Origin of the sequence: Ornithinimicrobium sufpigmenti, from assembly GCF_004322775.1 — a bacterium.
GTDB classification, from domain to species: Bacteria; Actinomycetota; Actinomycetes; order Actinomycetales; family Dermatophilaceae; genus Ornithinicoccus; species Ornithinicoccus sufpigmenti.
The window spans coordinates 1,180,627-1,201,272 of record NZ_CP036403.1 but is presented as its reverse complement, the minus strand read 5'-3'; the positions used below and the strand labels follow the sequence as shown (position 1 = coordinate 1,201,272).

The 20,646-nt window shown below is 70.6% G+C and carries 33 protein-coding genes; 28 read left to right on the top strand and 5 right to left on the bottom strand.

Translation table 11 applies throughout. The annotated features are described in order from the left end of the window. The first annotated feature begins 10 nt into the window (after positions 1-10). Positions 11-1,438: a recombinase family protein gene (locus ESZ52_RS05575; RefSeq protein ID WP_131104064.1), complete on the top strand. Its 1,428-nt coding sequence runs from the start codon at positions 11-13 to the stop codon at positions 1,436-1,438. Here ESZ52_RS05575 and ESZ52_RS05570 read toward each other — a convergent pair. From ESZ52_RS05570 to ESZ52_RS05555, 4 genes are all read right to left on the bottom strand, one after another. Continuing rightward, positions 1,422-1,664 carry a DUF3263 domain-containing protein gene (locus tag ESZ52_RS05570; protein ID WP_181010090.1) on the bottom strand — a complete coding sequence of 81 codons (243 nt, stop codon included), beginning with the start codon at positions 1,662-1,664 and terminating at the stop codon, positions 1,422-1,424. The two genes, ESZ52_RS05575 and ESZ52_RS05570, sit on opposite strands and share 17 nt — an antisense overlap. Beyond that, positions 1,655-2,086, bottom strand: a complete 432-nt coding sequence (locus tag ESZ52_RS05565; RefSeq protein WP_181010091.1) for an ImmA/IrrE family metallo-endopeptidase — start codon at positions 2,084-2,086, stop codon at positions 1,655-1,657. The genes ESZ52_RS05570 and ESZ52_RS05565 overlap by 10 nt, the downstream gene beginning before the upstream one ends. Positions 2,087-2,136: 50 nt before the next feature. Next, positions 2,137-2,610 carry a DUF2335 domain-containing protein gene (locus ESZ52_RS05560; RefSeq protein ID WP_181010092.1) on the bottom strand — a complete coding sequence of 158 codons (474 nt, stop codon included), beginning with the start codon at positions 2,608-2,610 and terminating at the stop codon, positions 2,137-2,139. 198 nt (positions 2,611-2,808) lie between these two features. After that, positions 2,809-3,318, bottom strand: coding sequence for a helix-turn-helix transcriptional regulator (locus ESZ52_RS05555; protein ID WP_131104061.1), 510 nt, complete (start codon positions 3,316-3,318; stop codon positions 2,809-2,811). A gap of 246 nt (positions 3,319-3,564) precedes the next feature. On the opposite strand from ESZ52_RS05555, the gene ESZ52_RS05550 reads away from it, so the two are divergent. The 9 genes from ESZ52_RS05550 (at position 3,565) to ESZ52_RS05515 (ending at position 8,156) form a co-directional block, all read left to right on the top strand. After that, entirely contained in the window at positions 3,565-3,801 is a 237-nt protein-coding gene (locus ESZ52_RS05550) for a helix-turn-helix domain-containing protein (protein ID WP_131104060.1), read from the top strand. Further along, positions 3,798-4,250, top strand: a complete 453-nt coding sequence (locus ESZ52_RS05545) for a GIY-YIG nuclease family protein (protein WP_131104059.1) — start codon at positions 3,798-3,800, stop codon at positions 4,248-4,250. Before ESZ52_RS05550 ends, ESZ52_RS05545 begins: the two co-directional genes overlap by 4 nt. Next, positions 4,247-4,390 (top strand): hypothetical protein, encoded by a 144-nt coding sequence (locus tag ESZ52_RS19180; RefSeq protein ID WP_181010093.1) that lies wholly within the window; start codon positions 4,247-4,249, stop codon positions 4,388-4,390. Before ESZ52_RS05545 ends, ESZ52_RS19180 begins: the two co-directional genes overlap by 4 nt. An 80-nt stretch (positions 4,391-4,470) precedes the next feature. Then, on the top strand, positions 4,471-4,794 hold the full coding sequence (locus ESZ52_RS05540) for a hypothetical protein (RefSeq protein WP_131104058.1): 324 nt from the start codon (positions 4,471-4,473) through the stop codon (positions 4,792-4,794). After that, on the top strand, positions 4,791-5,105 hold the full coding sequence (locus tag ESZ52_RS05535) for a hypothetical protein (RefSeq protein ID WP_131104057.1): 315 nt from the start codon (positions 4,791-4,793) through the stop codon (positions 5,103-5,105). Before ESZ52_RS05540 ends, ESZ52_RS05535 begins: the two co-directional genes overlap by 4 nt. Continuing rightward, positions 5,105-5,287, top strand: a complete 183-nt coding sequence (locus ESZ52_RS05530; protein WP_131104056.1) for a hypothetical protein — start codon at positions 5,105-5,107, stop codon at positions 5,285-5,287. Before ESZ52_RS05535 ends, ESZ52_RS05530 begins: the two co-directional genes overlap by 1 nt. Further along, on the top strand, positions 5,284-6,225 hold the full coding sequence (locus ESZ52_RS05525) for a hypothetical protein (protein WP_131104055.1): 942 nt from the start codon (positions 5,284-5,286) through the stop codon (positions 6,223-6,225). The genes ESZ52_RS05530 and ESZ52_RS05525 overlap by 4 nt, the downstream gene beginning before the upstream one ends. A 3-nt stretch (positions 6,226-6,228) precedes the next feature. Further along, positions 6,229-7,404 carry a recombination directionality factor gene (locus ESZ52_RS05520; RefSeq protein WP_131104054.1) on the top strand — a complete coding sequence of 392 codons (1,176 nt, stop codon included), beginning with the start codon at positions 6,229-6,231 and terminating at the stop codon, positions 7,402-7,404. Continuing rightward, complete coding sequence (locus ESZ52_RS05515; RefSeq protein WP_131104053.1) at positions 7,401-8,156, top strand: exonuclease domain-containing protein; 756 nt, start codon at positions 7,401-7,403, stop codon at positions 8,154-8,156. The genes ESZ52_RS05520 and ESZ52_RS05515 overlap by 4 nt, the downstream gene beginning before the upstream one ends. 244 nt (positions 8,157-8,400) lie before the next feature. On the opposite strand, the gene ESZ52_RS19175 is transcribed toward ESZ52_RS05515, so the two are convergent. Further along, positions 8,401-8,892, bottom strand: a complete 492-nt coding sequence (locus ESZ52_RS19175; RefSeq protein WP_181010094.1) for a hypothetical protein — start codon at positions 8,890-8,892, stop codon at positions 8,401-8,403. A 24-nt stretch (positions 8,893-8,916) separates the two neighbouring features. Between ESZ52_RS19175 and ESZ52_RS19170 the strand changes: the two genes are divergently transcribed. From ESZ52_RS19170 to ESZ52_RS05430, 18 genes are all read left to right on the top strand, one after another. After that, positions 8,917-9,237, top strand: coding sequence for a DUF4406 domain-containing protein (locus ESZ52_RS19170; protein ID WP_181010095.1), 321 nt, complete (start codon positions 8,917-8,919; stop codon positions 9,235-9,237). Next, positions 9,234-9,467, top strand: coding sequence for a hypothetical protein (locus ESZ52_RS05505; protein ID WP_131104051.1), 234 nt, complete (start codon positions 9,234-9,236; stop codon positions 9,465-9,467). The genes ESZ52_RS19170 and ESZ52_RS05505 overlap by 4 nt, the downstream gene beginning before the upstream one ends. After that, the gene (locus ESZ52_RS05500) at positions 9,467-10,528 is read left to right on the top strand and encodes a helix-turn-helix domain-containing protein (protein WP_131104050.1); all 1,062 of its coding nucleotides are present in this window, start codon (positions 9,467-9,469) and stop codon (positions 10,526-10,528) included. Before ESZ52_RS05505 ends, ESZ52_RS05500 begins: the two co-directional genes overlap by 1 nt. Before the next feature lie 18 nt (positions 10,529-10,546). After that, positions 10,547-11,125 (top strand): single-stranded DNA-binding protein, encoded by a 579-nt coding sequence (gene ssb / locus ESZ52_RS05495; protein ID WP_131104049.1) that lies wholly within the window; start codon positions 10,547-10,549, stop codon positions 11,123-11,125. Between the two features lie 26 nt (positions 11,126-11,151). Next, a complete protein-coding gene (locus tag ESZ52_RS05490) occupies positions 11,152-11,529 on the top strand; it encodes a hypothetical protein (RefSeq protein ID WP_131104048.1) in 378 nt (125 codons plus the stop codon). Continuing rightward, positions 11,522-11,683, top strand: coding sequence for a hypothetical protein (locus tag ESZ52_RS19165; RefSeq protein WP_181010096.1), 162 nt, complete (start codon positions 11,522-11,524; stop codon positions 11,681-11,683). Before ESZ52_RS05490 ends, ESZ52_RS19165 begins: the two co-directional genes overlap by 8 nt. A 3-nt stretch (positions 11,684-11,686) precedes the next feature. Next, positions 11,687-12,538: a DUF2303 family protein gene (locus tag ESZ52_RS05485; protein WP_131104047.1), complete on the top strand. Its 852-nt coding sequence runs from the start codon at positions 11,687-11,689 to the stop codon at positions 12,536-12,538. Positions 12,539-12,665: 127 nt separating this feature from the next. Next, the gene (locus ESZ52_RS05480) at positions 12,666-13,358 is read left to right on the top strand and encodes a hypothetical protein (protein WP_131104046.1); all 693 of its coding nucleotides are present in this window, start codon (positions 12,666-12,668) and stop codon (positions 13,356-13,358) included. Then, positions 13,355-14,740, top strand: coding sequence for a replicative DNA helicase (locus tag ESZ52_RS05475; RefSeq protein WP_131104045.1), 1,386 nt, complete (start codon positions 13,355-13,357; stop codon positions 14,738-14,740). The genes ESZ52_RS05480 and ESZ52_RS05475 overlap by 4 nt, the downstream gene beginning before the upstream one ends. Positions 14,741-14,743: 3 nt before the next feature. Beyond that, positions 14,744-15,289 carry a hypothetical protein gene (locus ESZ52_RS05470; protein WP_131104044.1) on the top strand — a complete coding sequence of 182 codons (546 nt, stop codon included), beginning with the start codon at positions 14,744-14,746 and terminating at the stop codon, positions 15,287-15,289. Next, complete coding sequence (locus ESZ52_RS05465) at positions 15,286-15,648, top strand: hypothetical protein (protein WP_131104043.1); 363 nt, start codon at positions 15,286-15,288, stop codon at positions 15,646-15,648. Before ESZ52_RS05470 ends, ESZ52_RS05465 begins: the two co-directional genes overlap by 4 nt. Then, complete coding sequence (locus ESZ52_RS05460; RefSeq protein WP_131104042.1) at positions 15,645-15,839, top strand: hypothetical protein; 195 nt, start codon at positions 15,645-15,647, stop codon at positions 15,837-15,839. Before ESZ52_RS05465 ends, ESZ52_RS05460 begins: the two co-directional genes overlap by 4 nt. Then, positions 15,836-16,108, top strand: coding sequence for a hypothetical protein (locus tag ESZ52_RS05455; RefSeq protein WP_131104041.1), 273 nt, complete (start codon positions 15,836-15,838; stop codon positions 16,106-16,108). The genes ESZ52_RS05460 and ESZ52_RS05455 overlap by 4 nt, the downstream gene beginning before the upstream one ends. Next, on the top strand, positions 16,098-16,340 hold the full coding sequence (locus tag ESZ52_RS05450) for a hypothetical protein (protein WP_131104040.1): 243 nt from the start codon (positions 16,098-16,100) through the stop codon (positions 16,338-16,340). The genes ESZ52_RS05455 and ESZ52_RS05450 overlap by 11 nt, the downstream gene beginning before the upstream one ends. Beyond that, on the top strand, positions 16,337-17,098 hold the full coding sequence (locus tag ESZ52_RS05445; protein ID WP_131104039.1) for a helix-turn-helix domain-containing protein: 762 nt from the start codon (positions 16,337-16,339) through the stop codon (positions 17,096-17,098). Before ESZ52_RS05450 ends, ESZ52_RS05445 begins: the two co-directional genes overlap by 4 nt. A gap of 211 nt (positions 17,099-17,309) precedes the next feature. After that, complete coding sequence (locus tag ESZ52_RS05440) at positions 17,310-17,822, top strand: helix-turn-helix domain-containing protein (protein WP_131104038.1); 513 nt, start codon at positions 17,310-17,312, stop codon at positions 17,820-17,822. After that, positions 17,819-19,123 carry a PBSX family phage terminase large subunit gene (locus ESZ52_RS05435; protein ID WP_131104037.1) on the top strand — a complete coding sequence of 435 codons (1,305 nt, stop codon included), beginning with the start codon at positions 17,819-17,821 and terminating at the stop codon, positions 19,121-19,123. Before ESZ52_RS05440 ends, ESZ52_RS05435 begins: the two co-directional genes overlap by 4 nt. Then, positions 19,110-20,642 (top strand): phage portal protein, encoded by a 1,533-nt coding sequence (locus tag ESZ52_RS05430; RefSeq protein ID WP_131104036.1) that lies wholly within the window; start codon positions 19,110-19,112, stop codon positions 20,640-20,642. Before ESZ52_RS05435 ends, ESZ52_RS05430 begins: the two co-directional genes overlap by 14 nt. Positions 20,643-20,646: the final 4 nt, after the last annotated feature.

Genomic DNA, 20,646 nt, shown 5'->3' with positions numbered 1-20,646 from the left:
AAACGTTCGCATGCGAGCCCTCATCTACACCCGCGTGAGCCTCGACGCCCGCGAAGGCCGATCCACCACCGAGCAGGAAGCCGAATGCCGCGCCTGGGCCACCCGCGAAGGCTGGACCGTCACGCGCGTCATCACCGAGACCGGCTCCGCCTCAAGCTACGCCAGATCCACCCGCGCCCGCACCCGCTGGACCGACGTCACCACCGCCATCGCCTCCGGCGACCACGACATCCTCCTCACCTGGGAAGCCTCCCGCGCCACCCGCCAGCTCGACGAGTACGCCCAGCTCCGCGCCCTCTGCGCCGCCCACGACGTCCTCTGGGGCTACTCCGGCACCATCTACGACCTCACCGACCGCGGCGACCGCTTCCGCACCGGCCTCGACACCCTCCTGTCCGAGGACGAGTCCGCCCGCATGTCCGAACGCATCCGCCGCGCCGTCCGCGCCCGCGCACGCGAAGGCCGCCCCCACGGCAAACTCCCCTACGGCTACCGCCGCGAGTACGACCCCACCACCGGCCACCTCCTGCGCCAGGTCCCCGACGAGACCACCGCACCCGTCGTCCGCGACATCTACGCCCGCGTCATCGCCGGCGACACCCTCATGGCCATCGCCAACGACCTCACCGACACCGGCGTCACCCCGCCTCGCCCCCCGTCCAGCCGCCACGACCGGCCCCAGGCATGGCTGTCTATCACCGTCCGCCGCATCGCCATGTCCCCCACCTACGCGGGCCGGCGCACCCACCAGGGCCAGGTCATCGGGCCCGCGGCCTGGCCCGCCATCGTCGACGAGGACACGTGGCAGCAGGCCGTGGCCATCCTCTCTGCTCCCGGCCGCCGCCACCCCTCCCCCACCACCGTCAAGTACCTCCTCACCGGCATCGCCCGCTGCGGCCCTTGCGGGCAGCCCCTCAAGCACTTCCGCAACCGCAATCGGTGGGGCACCTACGCCTGCGGCCAACGCGGCTGCTACGCCGTCGCCATCACCGCACCCCAGCTCGACAACCACGTCAACGGCTTCATGACCGCGCTCCTGGCCGCCCACGCCGACCAGCTGCACGCCCTCGCCGATGGCACCCCCTCCACCGAAGCGACCGAAGCCACCGACGAGCTGGAGGCTCTACGGTCCCGCCTGGCCGGCTTCGTCGCCGAAGCAACCGCGGGCCGTCTCTCGCCGGCGACGCTGTCCTCGATCGAGGCTGACCTCGCACCCCAGATCGCCGCGGCCGAGGCGCGGGTGCGGGCCACCCTGGTGCCGTCGGTGCTGCGCGGCCTCGACCTGGACGCCCCGGACCCGTGGGGCATGCTCGACCTGGCGCAGGCGCGCCGGTTCATCCGCGACCTCATCGACATCACCATCCTCCCGGCAGGCAAGGGCAACTGGGGCCGGCGCACGCTCGATGAGGAGCGGGTGAGGATCACGCCCCGCTGGTAGACCGCCGTCCGCGCGAGTACCTGGCCCGCCGCTCCGCGAGGATCTGCATCGCGCCCGGTTCGACCTTCCATGCGTCCGGGTCGTTGATCAGCTGGTTGAGCCGCTGCCACGTCCGGGCCAGGCTGACACCGCTCGCCCGGGTGAGCGCGTCCAGGTCGTCCCCCGGGTTGCGGTACGTGCCGGCGGCGGCGCGGAGGATGGCTCGGTCGACCTGCGTCAGTGCCACGTGTGCAGGCCCTCCACCCGCGCGACCAAGATCGCGCGCTCCGCCGGGTGCAGGTGCACCGGATCCAACCGAGCCTCCAGCGTCGGCTCGTCCACCCAGAGCTCCTCGGCCGCCGTCGCCCGGCACCCGCGCGCCCACACGAGGGCGTCAGCCAGGGCGTGCGGGTCGGGGATGAGCCGGCGCGCGGCCGCGGCCTCGACCACTGCCTCGACGGCCGGCGGTTGGCAGCCCCGGTGTCCCCTGCGGATGTGCTCGAGCTCGTGGGCGAGGGTGCAGCGTCGCTCGGCCTGGCCGAGCCGGTGGTCGATCCAGATCCGGTGGCGGCCGTCGGTGGCGCCCCACTCCCCCGGGTGCAGCTCGTGCCAGTGCACGACGACGTGCGTCAGGGCCCGGAGCTCGCGCCAGGGGTGGTAGGACGACATGGACCCAGACCGTAAGCGCGGCCACCGACAGGCCCACCTGTGGGGGTGCGCTAGGCGTCGGGCTCTTCCTCTGTCGGCGGCTCGCCACTCGGCCGCCCCCTCCATGCCTCCATCATGCGAGGAAGGAGCGCGGCCACCGCGCCGATGGCGGCGATTACGGCGGCCGCATCCAGCCCCTGTGATGCGAACCAGATGGCCATTAGGGCCAGGGCGAAGGGGAGGAGCCCGAGTAGCCAGGTCGCCACAACGGTGGCATGAGCCTCCGCGCGCACGAGCGTACGTCGATCCGCCTGACGGCTGGCCATGTCCTGTTCAGCCATCGTGACAATGCGGTCCGCGAGGCCTGGCAAGATCTGCTCGTAGTGCCCGAGCTGGGCCGCATCGGGTAACGGTCCGGAATGGGAGTAGGAGAAGCTCTGGCTCCCCAGGACCTCCAGGCCCGTCAGCGGCTGCGCGTTTGGATCGCCCGTTGGGTCGTAGATGACCCCATGGCGCGGCTCATCGCCGCTCCCGTAGACGTCCACGCCTCGCTCGTGAGGTTCTGCTTCTCTACCTGCTGCATGCGCTTCCGGATGATCGCCTTGTCGCCCGTGGCTGCCAGATAGCGACCGGTCCGGATGCCCCGCTGCATCGCGGTCATCTTGGTCCCCTTCCTTGGCATGTTGTGACCGTACCTCAGAATCCTGTGCACTGTCTGGGTCGGGCTTGGTATCACTGCTCACTTAGCTCTCCCCATCCTGATCCTGTTGCTCGCGCAGTTGCTGCTGCCTGCTCTTCCTGCCGGTCCTGCGCGCGGCGAGGTCGGCCGGCATGTCGGCGTTGCGGGCCGCCGCGCGCTGGCGGGCCTCGTCCTCGAGGTCGTGCAGCTGGGCGACGAGACCGCCGGGGTCGTCGTAGTCACCTATGGGGGCGGGCTGCTGTCCATGCCCATCACGTCCTTCGCTCATTCGGGCTCGCACTTCGGCGAGCAGCTGGTCATCGGTGAGCGTGGATAGGGATGGTGCGGCCGCCGGTCGCTCTGCGGCTTCCTCGGGGGTGAGGAACTCCGCCGCGACGAAGGCCTCCAGCACGGGGCGACCGTAGGCGCGAGCGAACTGTGCCACCAAGGCGGGGCGGGGCGTCTGCCCGGTCTTCCACCTGGAGAAGTTCGAGGCGTCGATGCCCGTCCGGTCCTGGATGTCACGCTGCCGCGTCGTGTTGGCGACGCGCTCCACGTAATCCCACCAGCTCATGACTGCACCGTATTGCGTCTTCTCATGCCGTTTCGGCCCCTTCGGTGGCGTTGCGTAGCCGCAAGCCTACCGGTCAGCGGCTTACAACGGTGTATTTCCGCAGGTCAGCAGAAAACTACATCGACGCAACTCCCCTATGTGACGCACGTCACCCACCGTCGTATTGCGCTGATGCATTGCATTGCGTAGTCTCCTCGTATAGCCGCAAGACAACAGGTCAGCGGCCCACACCACGAAGGAGGCGACATGGTGGCCACCCTCCGGCTCAAGACCGAGACGCTCACCAGATACCGCCGCCTCGCACAGCTCAAGACCGACGCCGCCCTTGCCGCACGCATGGGCATCGACCCCGGGAACCTCTCCCGGGTGCTCAAGGGCAGGCAGACCCCCGGGCCCCGCTTCATCGCCCAGCTCTGCCGCGCCTTCGACGCCGAGATCAACGAGCTGTTCGAGGTCGTAGATGCCGAGGACGACGCGGCATGAGGCGCACCCATTACGTCTACCGCGCTTACGACGAGCACGGCCTGCTCCTCTATGTCGGCTGCACCGGCAGCCCCCGACAGCGGCACGACCACCACCGCTCGCAAAGCGCATGGTTCCCCTACGCGGTCCGCTTCGTCACCGCCGGCCCCTACGCCGCCGATGAAGCCTTCGCGCTGGAGGCCGAGGTGATCGAGCGCGAGTCCCCGTTCTTCAACACGAGCCGAGCCGAGGTCGGAGTCAAGGTCCAGCGTCACGCCTTCGTGCGCAGGCACTTGCAGGACCGCCGACGGACCGACCCCTCCCTCTGGGAGGACTTCGAGCGCTTCTGTTCCGTCCACCGCGAGGCCCAGGCAGAGGCGGAGCGTCGGTATCCGACGGTCGACCACCACGCCTCCTACCTGCAGGCCCGCAACCGGCTCGACCGCGTCGCTGCCGAGGCGGCGGCATGAGCGGAGACACCGCCCAGGCCGCCGTCGACCGGGTCCTCGCCGAGCGCGGGCCCATCCCCCACCACCGGCTGCAGCCCATCGCACGCGCAGTGCGGCAGGCCATCGGACAGGACCAGACGCCGGCCAAGAAGCCGGCCTGACACACCCCAGAAATAGCCCGAGGCCGGGCTCATCCCGCGAAGAACGACCCGGCCTCAAGACCTAAGAAGGAGTATCCCAGATGGGACGCACCAGCACCACCGACGACACCGCCGTCGCGGTCTACGCACAGACCTCACAGGCAGGCCGCCCCTACGTCGAGCTGCAGGTCACCGGCCAGGCCTCGATCGACCTCGCCCGCGCCATCGTCCAGCGTCTCGCCGGACAGGGCGTCGTCGGGCCCCGCGTCACCGAGGCCCTGGTGACGCTCGTCGCCGGCGCGATCACCGACCACCCCGTCGAACTCACGCCCGAACAGGCCGACGACCTCGCCACCGAGCTGCAGGCCGCCGCTGACCACGACGCCGAGCGCGACGAGAACACCTACTGGGGTGAGAGCGCGTGAGCGCCGTCCAGACCCCTCCCGCCGCGCCGTCACGGACGCACCGCGCGCCGGTCGAGGGTGACCCGGGGAGGGGCAGCGCACCCATCGCCCCCTCCCCGGGTCTGCCAGCCACCTGCCACTACCCCGGCTGCACCGCCACCGCGACCACCGAAGCCACCTGGCTCCAGGCATGGCCCTCGGGTGACCTCTTCTACGGCCAGTGGCGGCCTATCTGCCCCGAGTGCGCCCTCGACGACACCCAGCACCAGCCCGACCCGGCCAGCCCGTTCCGGACCGTCGGCATCACCCTCCGGCCCCTGGCAGGTGCGTGATGGCTCCCTACTGGCTCTGGCGCGACGACGCCCCCGACCCCGGCGACCTCGCCCTCCTCGAAGCCGAGCACCGCGCCGCCACCGTCGACCCCAACCCACTCCCCAAGCCGCGTGTCGACCAACTCCTGCCCGGACTGCTCTGCCCCAGCTGCTGGACCACCCACGAAAGGACAGGGGCATGACCTCCCCCAAGTACGCCGGCGACACCGACCACGGCCGCTACTACACCCACCCCGAACACCCCGGCCGGACGTTCATCTCCATCACCAACGTCCTGGACTCCATCGCCAAACCCGCCCTCGTGCCCTGGGCCGCGAAGGTCACCGCCGAGAAGGCCCTCGACCTCATGCCGCAGATGGTCGCCGCCGCCCTCATTAAGCCCTGCAAGCCCAAGAGGGTCGCCGACGAGTGCGGCACGTGCCTCGACTGCCTGCACAAGACCACCAAGCGCGAGGTCAAGGTCGTCCGCGAAACCGCCGCCGACCTCGGCACCCTCGTCCACGCCTTCGCCGAAGCCCACCTCACCGGCCAGGAGATCCAGGCCACTGACGAGGACCGCGAAGCCGTCGCACCGTTCGTGGCGCAGTACCTGCGGTTCCTCGACGACTTCGAGGTCGACATCACCCGCGACGTCGAAGCTGCCGAGCTCACCGTCTGCCACCCCACCTACGGGTATGCCGGCACCCTCGACGCCATCGTCCGGCTCCGCCTCGACGGCAACCTCGCCGGGGTCAAGCCCAAGCAGCTGCCCGACGACCAGCGGGCCCTGTGGGTCTACGACATCAAGACCTCCAGCACCAAGCCCGCGAACACCCTCTACGACGAGCAGCCGCTGCAGCTGGCCGCGCAACGCAACGCCAAGGAGGCGTGGCTGCCGGACGGGTCGATCGTGCCGATGCCACGCACCAAGGGCGCCGCGATCCTCAACCTCCGCGTCGACGACTACGCCTTCATCCCGGTCCCGTCGGGGCCCGAGGAGTTCGCCGCGTTCCGCGGCTTCATCACCGGCCAGTCGTGGATGCACGGCGACCACGCCAAGGCCTGTGCCCCCATCACCCCGTCCGGTCGTGCCCGGGCGGCCAAGCCCAAGACGACGATCCGCACCCGAAAGGCGGCATGAGACATGCCCATCATCAACATCCAGCGCCGCATGGCCGAGCAGGGCCGCATCCGGCTCGGCGTCAAGGCCCCCGTCGGCAACCAGGGGAAGACCCGACCGGCCAAGCTCGACCGGTTCCGCTTCACCTCCCCCAACGCCGACCTCATCGCCGCCATCGCCGACCAGTACGGCGGCCAGGCGCGGCCGTGGGACAACGGCGGCAAGCCCGAGCACGAGGTCATCACCGACGCCACGTCCGTGCCGGTCATCGTCGTCAAGGGTGGCCTGTCGCAGTGGATGGAGACCTGGTCTGGCGGTGGCTGCATACACCGGTGCGACGGCGAGACGAACGTCCTCACCGACGCCCCCTGTGACCTAACCGAGATGGTCCAGATCGGCCGCGACCGGGTCAACCCGCACGCCGTCGCTAAGCCGACGACCCGCCTGTCGGTGATGCTCACCGAGATCGAGTCCCTCGGCGTCTGGCGCATGGAGACCCACGGCTGGAACGCCGCCGCCGAGATCCCCGCCATGGCCGAGCTGGCCATGCACGTGGGCGACCTGGTGCCGGCGACGCTGCAGCTGGTGGAGCGGCGCGCGATCCGGGACGGGAAGACGTCGCGGTTCGTGGTGCCGGTGCTGGACCTGCACGTCACCAAGAAGCGGCTCGTCGAGCTGGTCGGTGGTGTCGGTGGCCAGCCGGCGCTCGAGCAGGCCGCTCCGAGCGAGCAGGTGGCGATCGAGGCACCCCGCCCCGACTACGCCGCGCTCCTGGCCGATGCCAGGACGCCAGAGGACTGCCGTGCCGTGTGGACGCTCGCGGGCGACCAGGGCGACCTGGACGACGCGCTCAAGGCTGAGATCACCAAGCACGCCCAGGCTCTCGCCGTGACTGCGGAGGCTGCGCAGCAGGTGGCGGACGTGGAGCAGGCCGAGCAGGCCCCCGTCGACGAGCCGGTCGACGCCGAGGTCGTCGAGGACGAGCCCACCCAGGCCGCGACCGATGGGGTCGACCCGCGCACGCCCGTCTGGCAGGAGCTGCTCCTGCACGCCGGCCAGCGCGGCATGTCCACCAAGGACCTGCAGGGCGACGTGGAGTTCATGCGGGGCAAGAGCCTGCACGACTGCACGGTCGAAGACCTGCGGGCCGTGCTGGAGTCCTACCGCACCGGTGAGGTCCCCGAGGCGGCGACGGCATGAGCTGGCACACCGGCCGCCTGGCCCTCTTCGACCTCGAGACCACCGGCGTCGACTGCCACCGCGACCGCATTGTCACCGCCGCCGTCATCCTGGCAGGCGGAGGCATCGGCACCGACACCGCCAACTGGATCGTCGACCCCGGCATCCCCATCCCCGACGCCGCCGCCGAGATCCACGGCATCACCACCGAGCACGCCCGCGAGCACGGCGGCGACCCCGCCGTCGCGGTCGCCGACCTCGCGCAGCGTCTGCTCGAAGCCACCTCGTGCGGCTACCCCGTCGTCGGACACAACGTCGTCTACGACCTCACGATGCTCTCCGCCGAGTGCATCCGCCACGGCCACCACGGCCTCGCCGGCCAGCTGCGCGCGATCGAGCCGGTCGTCGACACGTTCGTCCTCGACAAGTGGGTCGACACCTACCGCAAGGGCAGCAGGAAGCTCGTCGACGTCGCCCGCCACTACGGCGTCGCCCTCTCCGAGCAGGACGCCCACGGCGCCGCTGCTGACGCCCTCGCGGCCGGCCGCGTCGCCTGGTGCATCGCCCAGAAGTACCCAGGCGTGCGCATCCCGCTCGACGAGCTGCACGCCCTGCAAGCCGAGCAGAAGCGCGCCCAGGCGGAGTCCTTCGGCCGCTACCTGGTGCGGCAAGGCAAGACGGATGACGTGTCGCGGGAGTGGCCGGTGCAGTCGCCGCCCGCCGGCTGGTCGCCGGAGCAGTTGCCGGCGCCGCGCGAGGAGGCCGCGGCATGACCGCCTCGACCGCCACCGTCTGTGGCCACTGCCAGCGCGACCTCGCCGCCAACCAGCGCGGCAAGCACTGCCAATCCCGCACCTGCACGTGGCTCAAGTGCTCCTGCGGAGCCGCCGTCGACACCAAGGCCGGCCGCCACATCCACGCCAGCCACGAAGGCCCGCGTCCGTCGTGGCCATGCACCAGGAAGGACACACGATGAACCGCCCCGTGCTCTACATAGCCGGCCCGATGAGCCGCGCGTCATTCTGCCGGTGCAACCGCCCACCGGCGAGCAACCCGCTCCCCATCACGACAGACCTGATAAGCCCGCGCGTGGGAGACGCCGTGCTTCCTGCCGATGTCCGCGTAGGTCATGCCAGAGGCACGGTCGGCGCGCATCGCCGCCTTGTCGGCGACTTGCCGAACGGGGCGCTGCTCCCACAGTGCGATCTTCTCGACGGCCCGCGCGGCGCGGCGCTCCCCGAGCAGGGGCAGCATGTCGCGCAGGAGGCCGACCGCCTCGTGTCCGTTCGCAACCCATTGGAAGAACGGCTTCTTGCCGAACCCACGCGGGGAGTACGGGCCGTTGACGCTACCGACGCCGCTCCGGGCAGCCATGAGGTCCAGGACGTCGCGGTCGGTCGAGCTGATCTTGATGCGCAGCGGCCCGTTGTGGGCGGCTCCATAGATGACGGTGCCCTCCCCCTCGTAGAAGCCGGCACACCAAGCAATGTCAGTGGGTGTCCTGTCCATGATGTAACTATACCGGACGACGGTGTGGATCGGTGGAACTTCAACTATCCCGCCTTCCACGACGCCGCCGAGCAGCTCCTCGACGCCGGCTACCTCGTCCTCAACCCCGCCGACGCCGAGGACGACAACCCCACCCCCGGGCAGCCGCAGGCGTGGGAGTGGTACATGCGCCGCGCGCTGCGGCAGGTCACGCAGGCCGACGGCATCGCGCTCCTGCCTCTCTGGGAGCGGTCCCGCGGCGCTCACCTCGAGGTGACCGTCGCCAGGGAGCTCGACATCCCCCGCCACAGCGTCGGCTACTGGATCGCTTACCGCGACGAGATCAGGGCCGAGGTGGCGTCGTGATCGTCCTCGACCTCATCGTCCGCGCCGCCTGCCTCACCGTCCTGGCCGCGTTCGTCCTGGCTGCCTGGTGCCTGTGGGTCACCCGCAACCACACCCACGACGACACCCCCGCCCCATCACAACCCGACCTGTCCCGCCTCGACCGCCTCGACGGCGTCACCACGACGCCGCGCACCGTCGAGGAAGCCGCCGCCTGGTGGGACGGCCAGATTGCACGAGGAGAGCACTGATGGCCACCCACGCGACCGCCACCTGCACCGACTGCGGCTTCACCGGGACCTACGAGACCCAGCCTCAGGCCGACTATGCCCTGCGCCGCCACTCCTGCGACCGCCAACGCATGCTGCAGGCCCGCGAAGCCCGGGTCGCCGCCCGCAAGGCAGCCTCCGGACCCACCCGAGACTGCACCTGCCCCATCGCCCGACACCAGCACGGCACCCACGCCGCCTACGTCATCGACCGCTGCCGCTGCCGGCCCTGCCGCGACGCCACAGCCGCCTACGAACGCAACCGGGCCAAGCAGCGCGCCTACGGCCGCCAGGCCTACGTCCCCGCGGGCCACGCCCGCACCCACGTGCTCCACCTCATGTCCCAAGGCATGGGCTGGAAACGCGTAGCCGCGGCCGCCGGCATCGACACGTCCGTCGTCTGGAAGCTCCTCTACGGCGACCCGTCTCGCAACCAGGCCCCCACCAAGCGCGTCATGCCCAAGACCGCCGACGCCCTCCTGGCCGTCACCCTCGACCTCGCCCCCGGCGCCAAGGTCGACTCCACCGGCACCACCCGCCGCCTCCAAGCTCTCGTCGCCATGGGCTGGTCCCAGTCCCAGCTCGCCACCCGCCTCGGCATGCTCCCCTCCAACCTCACCCCCATCGCCCACGGCCGACGCGGCGTCACCAAGGCCACCGCCGACGCCGTCACCGCCCTCTACGACGAGCTCTGGTCCACCCCGGCACCACCGTCCGGCCGCCACGGCGCCGTCCCCACCAAGACCCGCAACTACGCCGCCCGCATGGGCTGGGTCGGCCCCCTCGCCTGGGACGACGACACCATCGACGACCCCGAAGCCCGCCCCAACACCGGCACAGACGAGCCCATCAAGGGCGGCCACCGAGTGCGCCTGCACGTCGAAGACGTCGAGTGGCTCCTCGACCAGGAAGACCACACCTGGGACGGCATCGCCCACCGCCTCGGCGTCCGCCGAGCCACGGTCGAGCGCGCCCTCTACAGGGCGGGCCGCGACGACCTCGTCGCCCGCCTCACCACCAACACGCGCGGCATCGCCGCATAACAGGAAGGACCACGACCCGTGGCCAACGAAACCCCCATCACCCTCGTCGGACGGCTGACCGCCGATCCGGAGTTGAGGTTTACCCCGAGCGGCGCCGCCGTCGTCAACCTCAACATCGCCTGCAACGAACGCAAGTTCAACAAGCAGACCAACGAGTGGGAAGACGGCACCCCCGTCTTCTGGCGCGCCTCCGCCTGGCGCGACCTCGCCGAACGCATCGCCGAGACCCTGCAGAAGGGCCACGCCGTCGTCGCCTACGGCTTCGTCGAGGGCCAGACCTGGCAGGACAAGGACACCGGCAAGGACCGCTACGGCCAGCAGGTGCAGCTGCAGGCCATCGGCCCGGACCTGCGGTGGATGACCGCCCAGACCGCCAAGGCCACCAGCAGCAACAACCAGGGCCAGCAGGGCGGCGGCTGGGGCGGCCAGCAGGCCCAGCAGCAGCGGCCCCCCGCCCAGCAGCAGGCCTACCAGCCCCAGCCCACCCAGCAGGGCGGGCCCCGCCAGCAAGCCGACCAGCCCTGGCAGCAGCCCCAGCAGCAGCAGGCCATGCCCATGAGCGGCGGCCAGGCCGCCTACGACGAGCCCCCCTTCTGACCTACACCCACCACCAGGAGAAGCACATGCCAGACACCCCACGCATCCGCCCCTTCGCCGACTTCCTCCGCGAACACGGCCGCGGCCGCACCCACGACGAACTCGGCGAGGCACTCCACACCCTCATCGCCCGCGTCAAGGACACCGGCAAGAAGGGCTCCGTCACCCTCACCGTCGTCGTCGAGCCCATGAAGAAGGACGACCGCATGGTCGTCGTCGGCGACAAGATCGCCATCAAGCTCCCCGAGCACGACCGCCCGAGCGGCCTCTGGTTCGTCGGCAAGGACGGCAACCTCCAGCGCGACGACCCCGACCAGCTCGCCTTCGAGGCCCTACGCGAGGTCCCCGCACCCCCGGGTGTGGACCCGGTCACCGGCGAGGTCAAGGACGGCACCGATGGCTGACGTCGTCGAGCCCGACGACCTGGACGACGACCAGCACCAGGAACTCACCGAGCACCTACAGGACGCCCTGGACGTCGTGGGCCTGCCCCACAACCACGTCGACCACCTCATCGACGCCATCGATACCGCGATCTACCACCACCAGAAGGACTGACCCATGCCCGAGAACACCGAAAACTACGACCTCATCGTCGCCGCCCAGGAAGCCGTCGACCCCTACCTCGTCTCCGACCCCGACGGCGAACCCAGCGGCCTCTACATCGTCCGCGACAGCCACGGCGAACAGCGCGTCATCGACCTGCGCGACAAGCTCGGCCTCCTGCCCGAGCGCCCAGCCCGCAAGACCGGCCACGTCACCGTCTCCGTCGTCGAGTCCTTCATCGGCTCCCTCCACAAGCACGGCCTCCCCGAGACCGAGCTCTACGGCAACGCCAAGACCGGCACCATCCGCGCCGTCATCAACGCCCACAAGGGCATCAACGACATGGGAGACGCCGAGGACACGGCCGGCCACGGCGACCACGCCATCACCCTCCAGCTGCAGCACACCCCCGACTGGAAGGACTGGACCAGCCGCGACGGCAAGCTCATGGGCCAGGCCGACTTCGCCGAGTTCATCGAAGACCACCTCCCCAACTTCGTCGACCCCACCGGCGCCGACATGCTCGAGCTCGCCCAGACCTTCCAGGCCACCACCAAGGTCGACTTCGAGTCCTCCCAGCGCATCACCTCCGGCGAGACCCAGCTCACCTACAAGGAAGACACCACCGCCCAGGCCGGCAAGAAGGGCGCCCTCGCGATCCCCGACACCTTCGCCATCGGCCTGCAGGTGTTCGAGCGCGGCGACGCCTACAAGGTCCAGGCCCGCTTCCGCTACCGCATCAACGGCGGCCAGCTGCTCCTCGGCTACCGACTCACCCGCCCCGACGACGTCCTCCGTGACGCCTTCGACGCCGTTGTCACCCGCGTCGAGACCGACACCGTCCACTCCGTCTGGCACCAGGGCTGACCGTCCCCAGCCCGCCCGGACCAGGTATGAGCCGGCCCGGGCGGGCGAGAGACAGCCAGACCCTGCCCCGAGAGGAACCCATGACTCCCCTGCCACCCCCGACCGTCCCCCAGGAGGCGTGACCCCGATGCCGTGGTTCAAGATCGACGACACCCTCGCCTACCACCACAAGGTCATGGCCGCCGGCAACCCGGCCATGGGCCTGTGGGTCCGCGCCGGGTCCTACTGCGCCCAGCAGCTCACCGACGGATTCGTCTCCAACGACGTCATCAACACGCTCGGAACCCGCGCGCAGGCGCTCCGCCTCGTCGCCGCAGGCCTGTGGGAGAGCGTTCCGGGAGGCTTCCGCTTCCACGACTGGACCGACTACCAACCGACCAAGTCCGACGTGCAGGCGGAGCGCGCCGCAGCCAAAGAACGCCAGGCCAGGTGGCGTGCGACCCGCCGCCGTAACGCCGTGACTAACCGTGTGACTAGCGACGTGACAGACGGCAGTAGTAACGCCGTGACCAACGCTTCCCGCGGTGACGGTGCCCCGTCCCGACCCGACCCGTCCCTCTCTCCCCTCACCCCTCTCAGTCACGCCGCCTCACTCTTGGGCTGGGAAGAGGAGGACGAGAGGCTGCGCCACCTCGACACCCTCTTCACCGAGCACAACGTCCGCGCCCGCCACGCATGGCTCACCCGCTGCCACGAGACCGGCGACCTCGAACACCTCCTGGCCGAACAAGCCCGCGCAGCCACCCCCGACGACCCATGGGCACACCTGCCCCGCATCACCGACGCCGACCTCGACCCACCCGGCGGTGACCCAGCATGACCGCCGCCCTCCACCACCTCCACGACCAGGACGACGCACCGGTGGACGACCCCACCCTGACCGCCGAACAAGCCGTCCTCGGCTCCATCCTCATCTCCCCCGCCGCCCTCGCCGACGTCACCGAGCAGCTCACCCCCGAGCACTTCCACCAACCCCGCCACGAGCACATCTACACCGCCGCCCTCCACCTGGCCAGCGCAGGCCAAGCCGTCGACCCCATCACCGTCGCCGACCACCTCCGCACCACAGGCAGCCTCGCCCGCGCCGGCGGGCAGGCCTACCTGCACCACCTCGTCACCGTCGTCACCACCCCCGCCAACGCCGCATGGCACGCCACGATCATCCGCAACGCCCACACCCTGCGCACCATCGCCGCCGTCGGCCGCGAACTCGCCACGACGCAGGAGACACCCACCTCCACCGAGGACGCCCTCGACCAGGTCGACACCGCCCGCGCCCGCCTCGACGCCCTCGTCACCGACCAGACCACCACCACCCCCCACCCCGTCGCCGTCCAGCAAGCCCTCGACTCCCTCACCGAAGAGCCCGGCACCCCCACCCCCTGGACCCGCCTCACCCACGCCATCGCCGGCTGGAAACCCGGCGAGCTCGTCATCATCGGCGCCCGCCCCTCCACCGGCAAGACCGCCATGTCCGGCGACATCGTCCTCGACGCCGCTCGCCGCCACCACCATCCCGTCATGTTCTCCCTCGAGATGCCCACCACCCAGCTGCACCTGCGGATGCTCTCGAACATCGGCTCCGTCGACGGCGGCCGCATCCAACGCCGCCGCCTCACCGCCGACGACTGGGAGGCGCTGGAGAACGCCAAGGACCACCTCGCGTCCCTGCCCATGACCATCGACGACCGACCCGGCCTGTCCCTGGCACAGATCCGCGCGAAGGTCCGCGCCCTGAAGCGCACCACCCCCGACGTCGGCCCCGTCATCGTCGACTACCTCGGCCTCATCACCCCCCCGAGCGGGGCACCACGCAACGACCGCCGCGTCCAGGTCGACGCCATCGCCCGCGGACTGAAGAACCTCGCCAAAGAGCTCGACATCCCCGTCATCGCCCTGGCCCAGATCAACCGAGGACCCGAGGCCCGCGTCGACAAGAAGCCGCAGATGTCGGACCTGCGCGAGTCCGGCGAGATCGAGAACGCGGCCGACACCGTGATCCTGCTCCACCGCGACCTGACCGGCGAGACCGACCCCTCCGAGCTGCACGTCGCGATCCCGAAGAACCGGCACCTGGGTCCGACGCAGCTGGACCTGACGTTCGTCGGGCACTACTCCCGCATCACCGAAGACCCCCGGCCCTGGCGACCCGCCAACCTGCCACCCAGCCCGGCCCACTGGGCCGACGACCGAGAGGACTGACCCTTGCGCATCCTGGCCATCGACCCCGGCAACACCGAATCAGGGTGGTGCGTCATCGACGCCGACACCGGCGAGCCCCTGGAGTTCGGCAAGACCGAGAACCGCGAGCTCTACCGCAAGATCTCCGCAGGCGTCCACACCTTCGACCGCACCGTCATCGAGATGGTCGCGAGCTACGGCATGCCCGTCGGCAAGGAAGTCTTCGAGACCTGCGTCTGGATCGGCCGCTACGCCTCCCTCGTCGAAGACCTGCGCGGCGAGGACGTGCAGCTGGTCTACCGCCAACCCGTCAAGCTCCACCACTGCCACAGCAGCAAGGCCAAGGACTCCAACGTCCGCCAAGCCCTCGTCGACCGCTTCGCCCCCGGCCAGCCCAACCACGGCAAAGGCACCAAAAGCCAGCCCGGGTGGTTCTACGGCTTCCGCGCCGACATCTGGCAGGCCTACGCCCTGGCGGTGTATGCCGCGGACACTCTGGCCAACGTTGAGTCCACGGCCCGCGCGTGTGGGGACCGCATGGTGGGTGCGGGGTCCGGGGTGACCTCATGAGCGGGGTGGAGTGGACCGACGACGAACGCGAGGCGATGACCGATGCGTTGGTCATGTCGTCCATGTCCGACCACGTTGGCACCGACCTGGCCCCGGTGAGCCGCACAGTCCACGCCATCCTCGCCGCCCTGGCGCCGTTCGTGGCGACCCGGGAGGCGCAGGCGGCTGCCGGCGCTGCTGATCCTGGCGCCTACTACGCCAACCTCCGCGCCGAGGCGGAGGCGCTGCGGGGTGAGCGGGACTCCCACGAGGCGTCCGCGCGCGACCTCGTGGCCTCGCTACTGGCGCTGTCCTGGGAGATGGGTCCGGCAGATGGGAAGCGGCTGCGGGACGCGCTGACGGGACGGGCCAAGTCGTGAGCCCCTACACCGGCCCCGCGCTCTCGTCCCGCCAGGTCGAGCGGCTCTGGCTCATCAGCATCGGCTACCCGCCCGTGATGAACGACGTGGAGGAGATGATCCTGCGCCGCCACGGCCTCGTCGAGGGTGACCCGTACCGGCCGACCGTGACCGGCCTCGGCCGCGCCGCCCTGGCGGGTGAGTCGTCGTGAGCGCAACGTGGCACGTCATCCACAAGCCGACCGCCAAGACCCTGTGCGGCCAGCCCAACGACGGCGCGAAGCCCGCTGAGGGTGAGCCGTGCAACGGCTGCGCCACGGCGATGTATGACGTGTTCGGCGAGGTGCTGGACGAACTGGAAGCCACGCGGGCGACCGTGGCCCGCGTCGAGGCGCTGGCCGACACCCAGGGCGAGGACTCCTACGTCATAGTCCACGCCCTCCGCGCAGCGCTGACGCGAGGGGCGTCCGATGGCCAGTGACGCCGCGGTCCTGCGGGCCGCCGCCGCGATCGTCGAGGTTCAAGCCGCCACCCGGCCGCACCTGATGGCGCTCGTGAATCGGCTCCTGGCCCTCGCTACCCAGCTGACGCCCGAACACGCCCACGAATGGGTCGAGGACACCAACCTCAGCGACCCCGTCCGCCGGTTCGTCTGCACCGGATGCCCTGACACCAAGACCGAACCCCACCGCGACCCCGAGGAGACCCCATGAGCCTCGACAACCTCCCCCTCGCCACCGTCCTCGACGAGACCGCCACCCTCTACGAAACCGTCGCCGCCCTCCCCGCCGTCTTCGAACGCCTCATCACCGCCCGCCCCACCGGCAAGCCCGGCAGCCAACCACCACCAGGCGCCGCCGACCTCCTCGACGCCGACGAATGGGGCAGCGCCATCACCGCCGTCGACGACTGGGCCCTCTTCCTCGCCCACGTCCTGCTCGACGAGCTCGACGGCCTCGGTGCCATCCCACACTCGACCCCCGGCCGGCTCCGCCTCGCCTCCCGCTGGACCGACCACCTCGAACACCACCCCGACGCCCACCTGCGCTACGCCATCGGCCTCGACGCCCGCGAGCACCTCGCCACCCTGAGGCGTCTGTCCAAGCGCGGCACCCGCACCGTCCGCACCAACAGCCCCTGCCTCGACGTCGCCTGCACCGGCGAGTACGTCGCCACCATCGCCGGCCCCGACCTCGCCGACGGCGACCTGACCTGCTCGCGCTGCGGATCCACCGTGCCCCGCGAACAGTGGGAACGCTGGGGCTCCCGGACCGAATGGGTCACGCCAGCTCGAGCCGCGTCGATGCTGGGCATCCCCGTCTCGACCGTCCGGGTCTGGGCCCACCGGTATCGCTGGGCACGGCAGGGCACCGGCCGCGACGTCCGCTACCGGACCAGCGACGTCCGCGACACCGCAGGGGCGCGTGGTGTGCCGCCTGTGGCCTCCCTGCAGACGTGTGGTGTATCGTGAAATCCGAAGGGCGTACGACTATGCCCTGAACCAGAAGCCCTCAGCCTCCACCGCTGAGGGCTTCGCCGTTCCCCCCACGAACTGCCTGCCGGGCCACCCGGGTCCCACTCAGAGCCACCGCCGAACCCTGGTGCCGGGGTCTGCCGTGAGCCACCGACCCTGGAGTCGAGCACCGGCAGGCACCAACCATCCTGCGAGGCGGTGAGGACACGTGGCCTCACCCGGACGCTGGACCACCGAGCAGGAAACCCGCCTGCGCGAGCTCCACGGCCAAGGCCTCACCCTGACCGCCATCGCCAAAGAGCTCGGCCGCGACAAGGGCTCCGTCTCCCGCAAAGCCAAAGCCATGGACCCGCCCCTGACCTGGGACCGTTCCCACACGGCCGCAGCCACCCAGGCCAAGGTCCTCGACGTCAAAGCCCGCCGCGCCCAGCTCAAGGCCGACCTCCTCGAAGACGCCGCCCGCCTGCGCAAGCAGCTCTTCGCCCCGACGGTCATCTTCAACTTCGGCGGCAAGGACAACACCTACGAGCAGCGCGAGCTCGACCAGCCCCCGCACGCCGACCAGCTGAAGATCATGCAGGCCGTCTCCACCGCCATCGGCTCCTACGACCGCCTGGAGAAGCTCGATGGCGACGGTGGCGTGTCTGACGCGGTCGGGATGCTCGACAAGATCGCCGACGCCATCAAAGCCACCGCGCAGACCCTGCAGGACGCCCCGTGAGCCTCACCCAGGCCGTCGTCGCCGCGCTCTCCCCCAAGCAGATCACTTCCATCGCTCAGGCGGACGCGCGGCTGTGCCTGTGGGAGGGCAGCATCCGCTCCGGCAAGACCATCGGCTCCCTCCTCGCCTGGCTCCTGTTCTGCCGCGAACCCCCCGCAGGTGGCGCACTCGTCGTCATCGGCCGCACCCGTGAGTCCATCGCCCGTAACGTGTTCGGGCCCCTCACCGACCCGTCCCTGTTCGGCACCCTCGCACTGCAGGTGACCTACACCGCCGGCGCACCCACCGCAAAGATCCTCGGCCGCACCATCCACGTCCTCGGCGCCTCCGACGCCCGCGCCGAGATGGTGCTACGCGGCCTCACCGTCGCCGGCGCCTACGTCGACGAAGCCACCCTCGTCTCCGAGGCGTTCTGGACCCAGCTGCTCGGCCGCATGTCCGTCCCCGGCGCCCAGCTCTTCGCCACCACCAACCCCGACTCCCCCGGGCACTACCTGCGCAAGCAGGTCATCCTGCGCGCCGACGAACTCGGCTACCGTGTCTTCCACTTCGACATCGACGACAACCCCCACCTCGACCCCGCCTACGTCGCCCAGATCAAGCGCGAGTACACCGGGCTCTGGTACCGCCGGTTTATCAAGGGCGAATGGGTCCAGGCCGAGGGCGCGATCTACGAGACGTGGGACGAGACCCGCCACGTCCTGTCCCGCGACCAGCTGCCAGTCATGGACCGGATCTTGACCGTCGGCGTCGACTACGGCGACGTGCACGCCACCCGCGGCTACCTCCTCGGCGTCGGGCCCGACCCCGTCAACGGCGGCTACCGGCTCTACGTCCTGGCCGAGTGGGCACCCAGCCCACGCACGATCGGCGAATACTCCACGGACCTGCGGCGCTGGCTCGCTGACCAGCCCACCGCATGGCAGGCACCCGAGTGGGTCGCTGTCGACTCCGCAGCGGCCGCGTTCAAGCGGCAGCTGTTCCACGACGGCATGGTCAACGTCCGCAACGCCCACAAGAACGTCCTGTCCGGCATCCGTACCGTCGCCGGACTCCTCGCCGTCGACAAGCTCGTCGTGGCGGACACCTGCACGCACCTGATCGACAAGCTCCCCGGCTACGCCTGGGACCCGAAGGCCACCAAGCGGGGCGAGACGGCACCGCTCAAGGCCGACGACGACGAGGCTGACGCGCTGCGGTACGCGGTCTACACGTCCCGCCACGACTGGGCTGACCTCGTCCCGCTCGCCCCGGCTGACGCCCCCGACCAGGACCAGGAGGACCACGATGCCGCTGCCTGACAACGGCGCCACCTGGCCGCCCAAGGACTACACCGACCAGCTGGCCACCATGGCTCGCTGGGATGCCTGGTACGTCGGGTCGCCCGACGCGCTCAACAAGGCCTACTCCGCCCCCGCCGGCCGCACCCGCCCCTCCCAGTACGCCGGCGGCCTCGTCGGTGCCGCCGCTCGCCTCTTCTGGGGCCGCCCGGTCGTCGGCAACCGCCGTCCCGCACAGCTGCACGTCCCGCTCGCCGCCGACCTGGCGCAGGCCTCGTCCGACCTGCTGTACGCCGACCCGCCGACCGTCACCAGCGACGACGAGAAGACCGCCGAGGCGCTGCAGGCCTACCTCGACGACGCCACCGTGCAGGTCCTCGCCGAGGGCGCCGAGATCGGTGCCGCGCTCGGTGGCCGCTACCACCGCGTCACCTGGGACCGGGAGCTGGCCGACCGCCCGTTCATCTCCACCGTCCACTACGACGCCGCCCTGCCAGAGTTCCGCTACGGCCGGCTCGTCGCCGTCACGTTCTGGCGGGTCGTGCACCGCGACACCACCCTCGTCGTGCGACACCTGGAGCGGCACGAACTCGCCGACGGCATCGGCATCGTCCTGCACGGCCTCTACCAGGGCACCGCCGACAGCCTCGGCCGCGCCATCCCCCTCACCGAGCACGCCTCCACCAGGCACCTGGCCCAGTCCGTGAACGCCGACGGCGCGCTGACCGAGGGTGCGACCCCCGGCCTGGCAGTGGTGCACGTGCCGAACATGACCCCCAACCGGGCGTGGCGCACCCACCCGGTCGGCCGCAACCTGGGCCGATCCGATTTCGACGGCGTCGAGGGCCTCATGGACGCTCTCGACGAGACCTACACGTCGTGGATGCGTGACGTGCGCCTCGCGCGGGCGCGGCTCATCGTTCCTGAGCAGTTCCTCACCGCCCATGGCCCGGGCCGGGGTGCGTCGTTCGACCTGGACGACGAGGTCATCACCCCGATGAAGATGCCGCTGGCCGAGGACGGCTCGGCACAGATCACCCCGCAGCAGTTCGCGATCCGCGTCGCCGAGCACCAGCAGACCGCGCAGGACCTCGTCGAGCAGATCCTCCGGTCCGCCGGCTACTCCGCCGCCACGTTCGGCGAGGACGAGGAAGGCGCTGCCGCGACCGCCACGGAGACGATGGCGCGCAAGGGCCGGTCGCTGCTCACTCGCGGACGCAAGGTCCGGCTCGAGCGGCCGGCGCTGCAGGCGCTGTTCACGAAGATGTTGGCCACGGACGTCGCGGTCTTCAACCGCTCCGGCATCGACCCCACCAAGGTCGCCGTCGACTTCGGTGACACGGTGCAGGACTCGCCGCTGCAGCTGGCGCAGACGGTGGAGGCGCTGGAGCGCGCGAAGGCCGTGAGCGTGGAGACGAAGGTCAGGATGGTCCACCCCGACTGGGACGACGACGCGGTCACCAAGGAGGTCGAGCGCGTCACCCGCGAGCACTCCTTGGGTGCCCTGGCGGACCCGGCGTCGCCCGGCCTGTTCGGCTAACCTC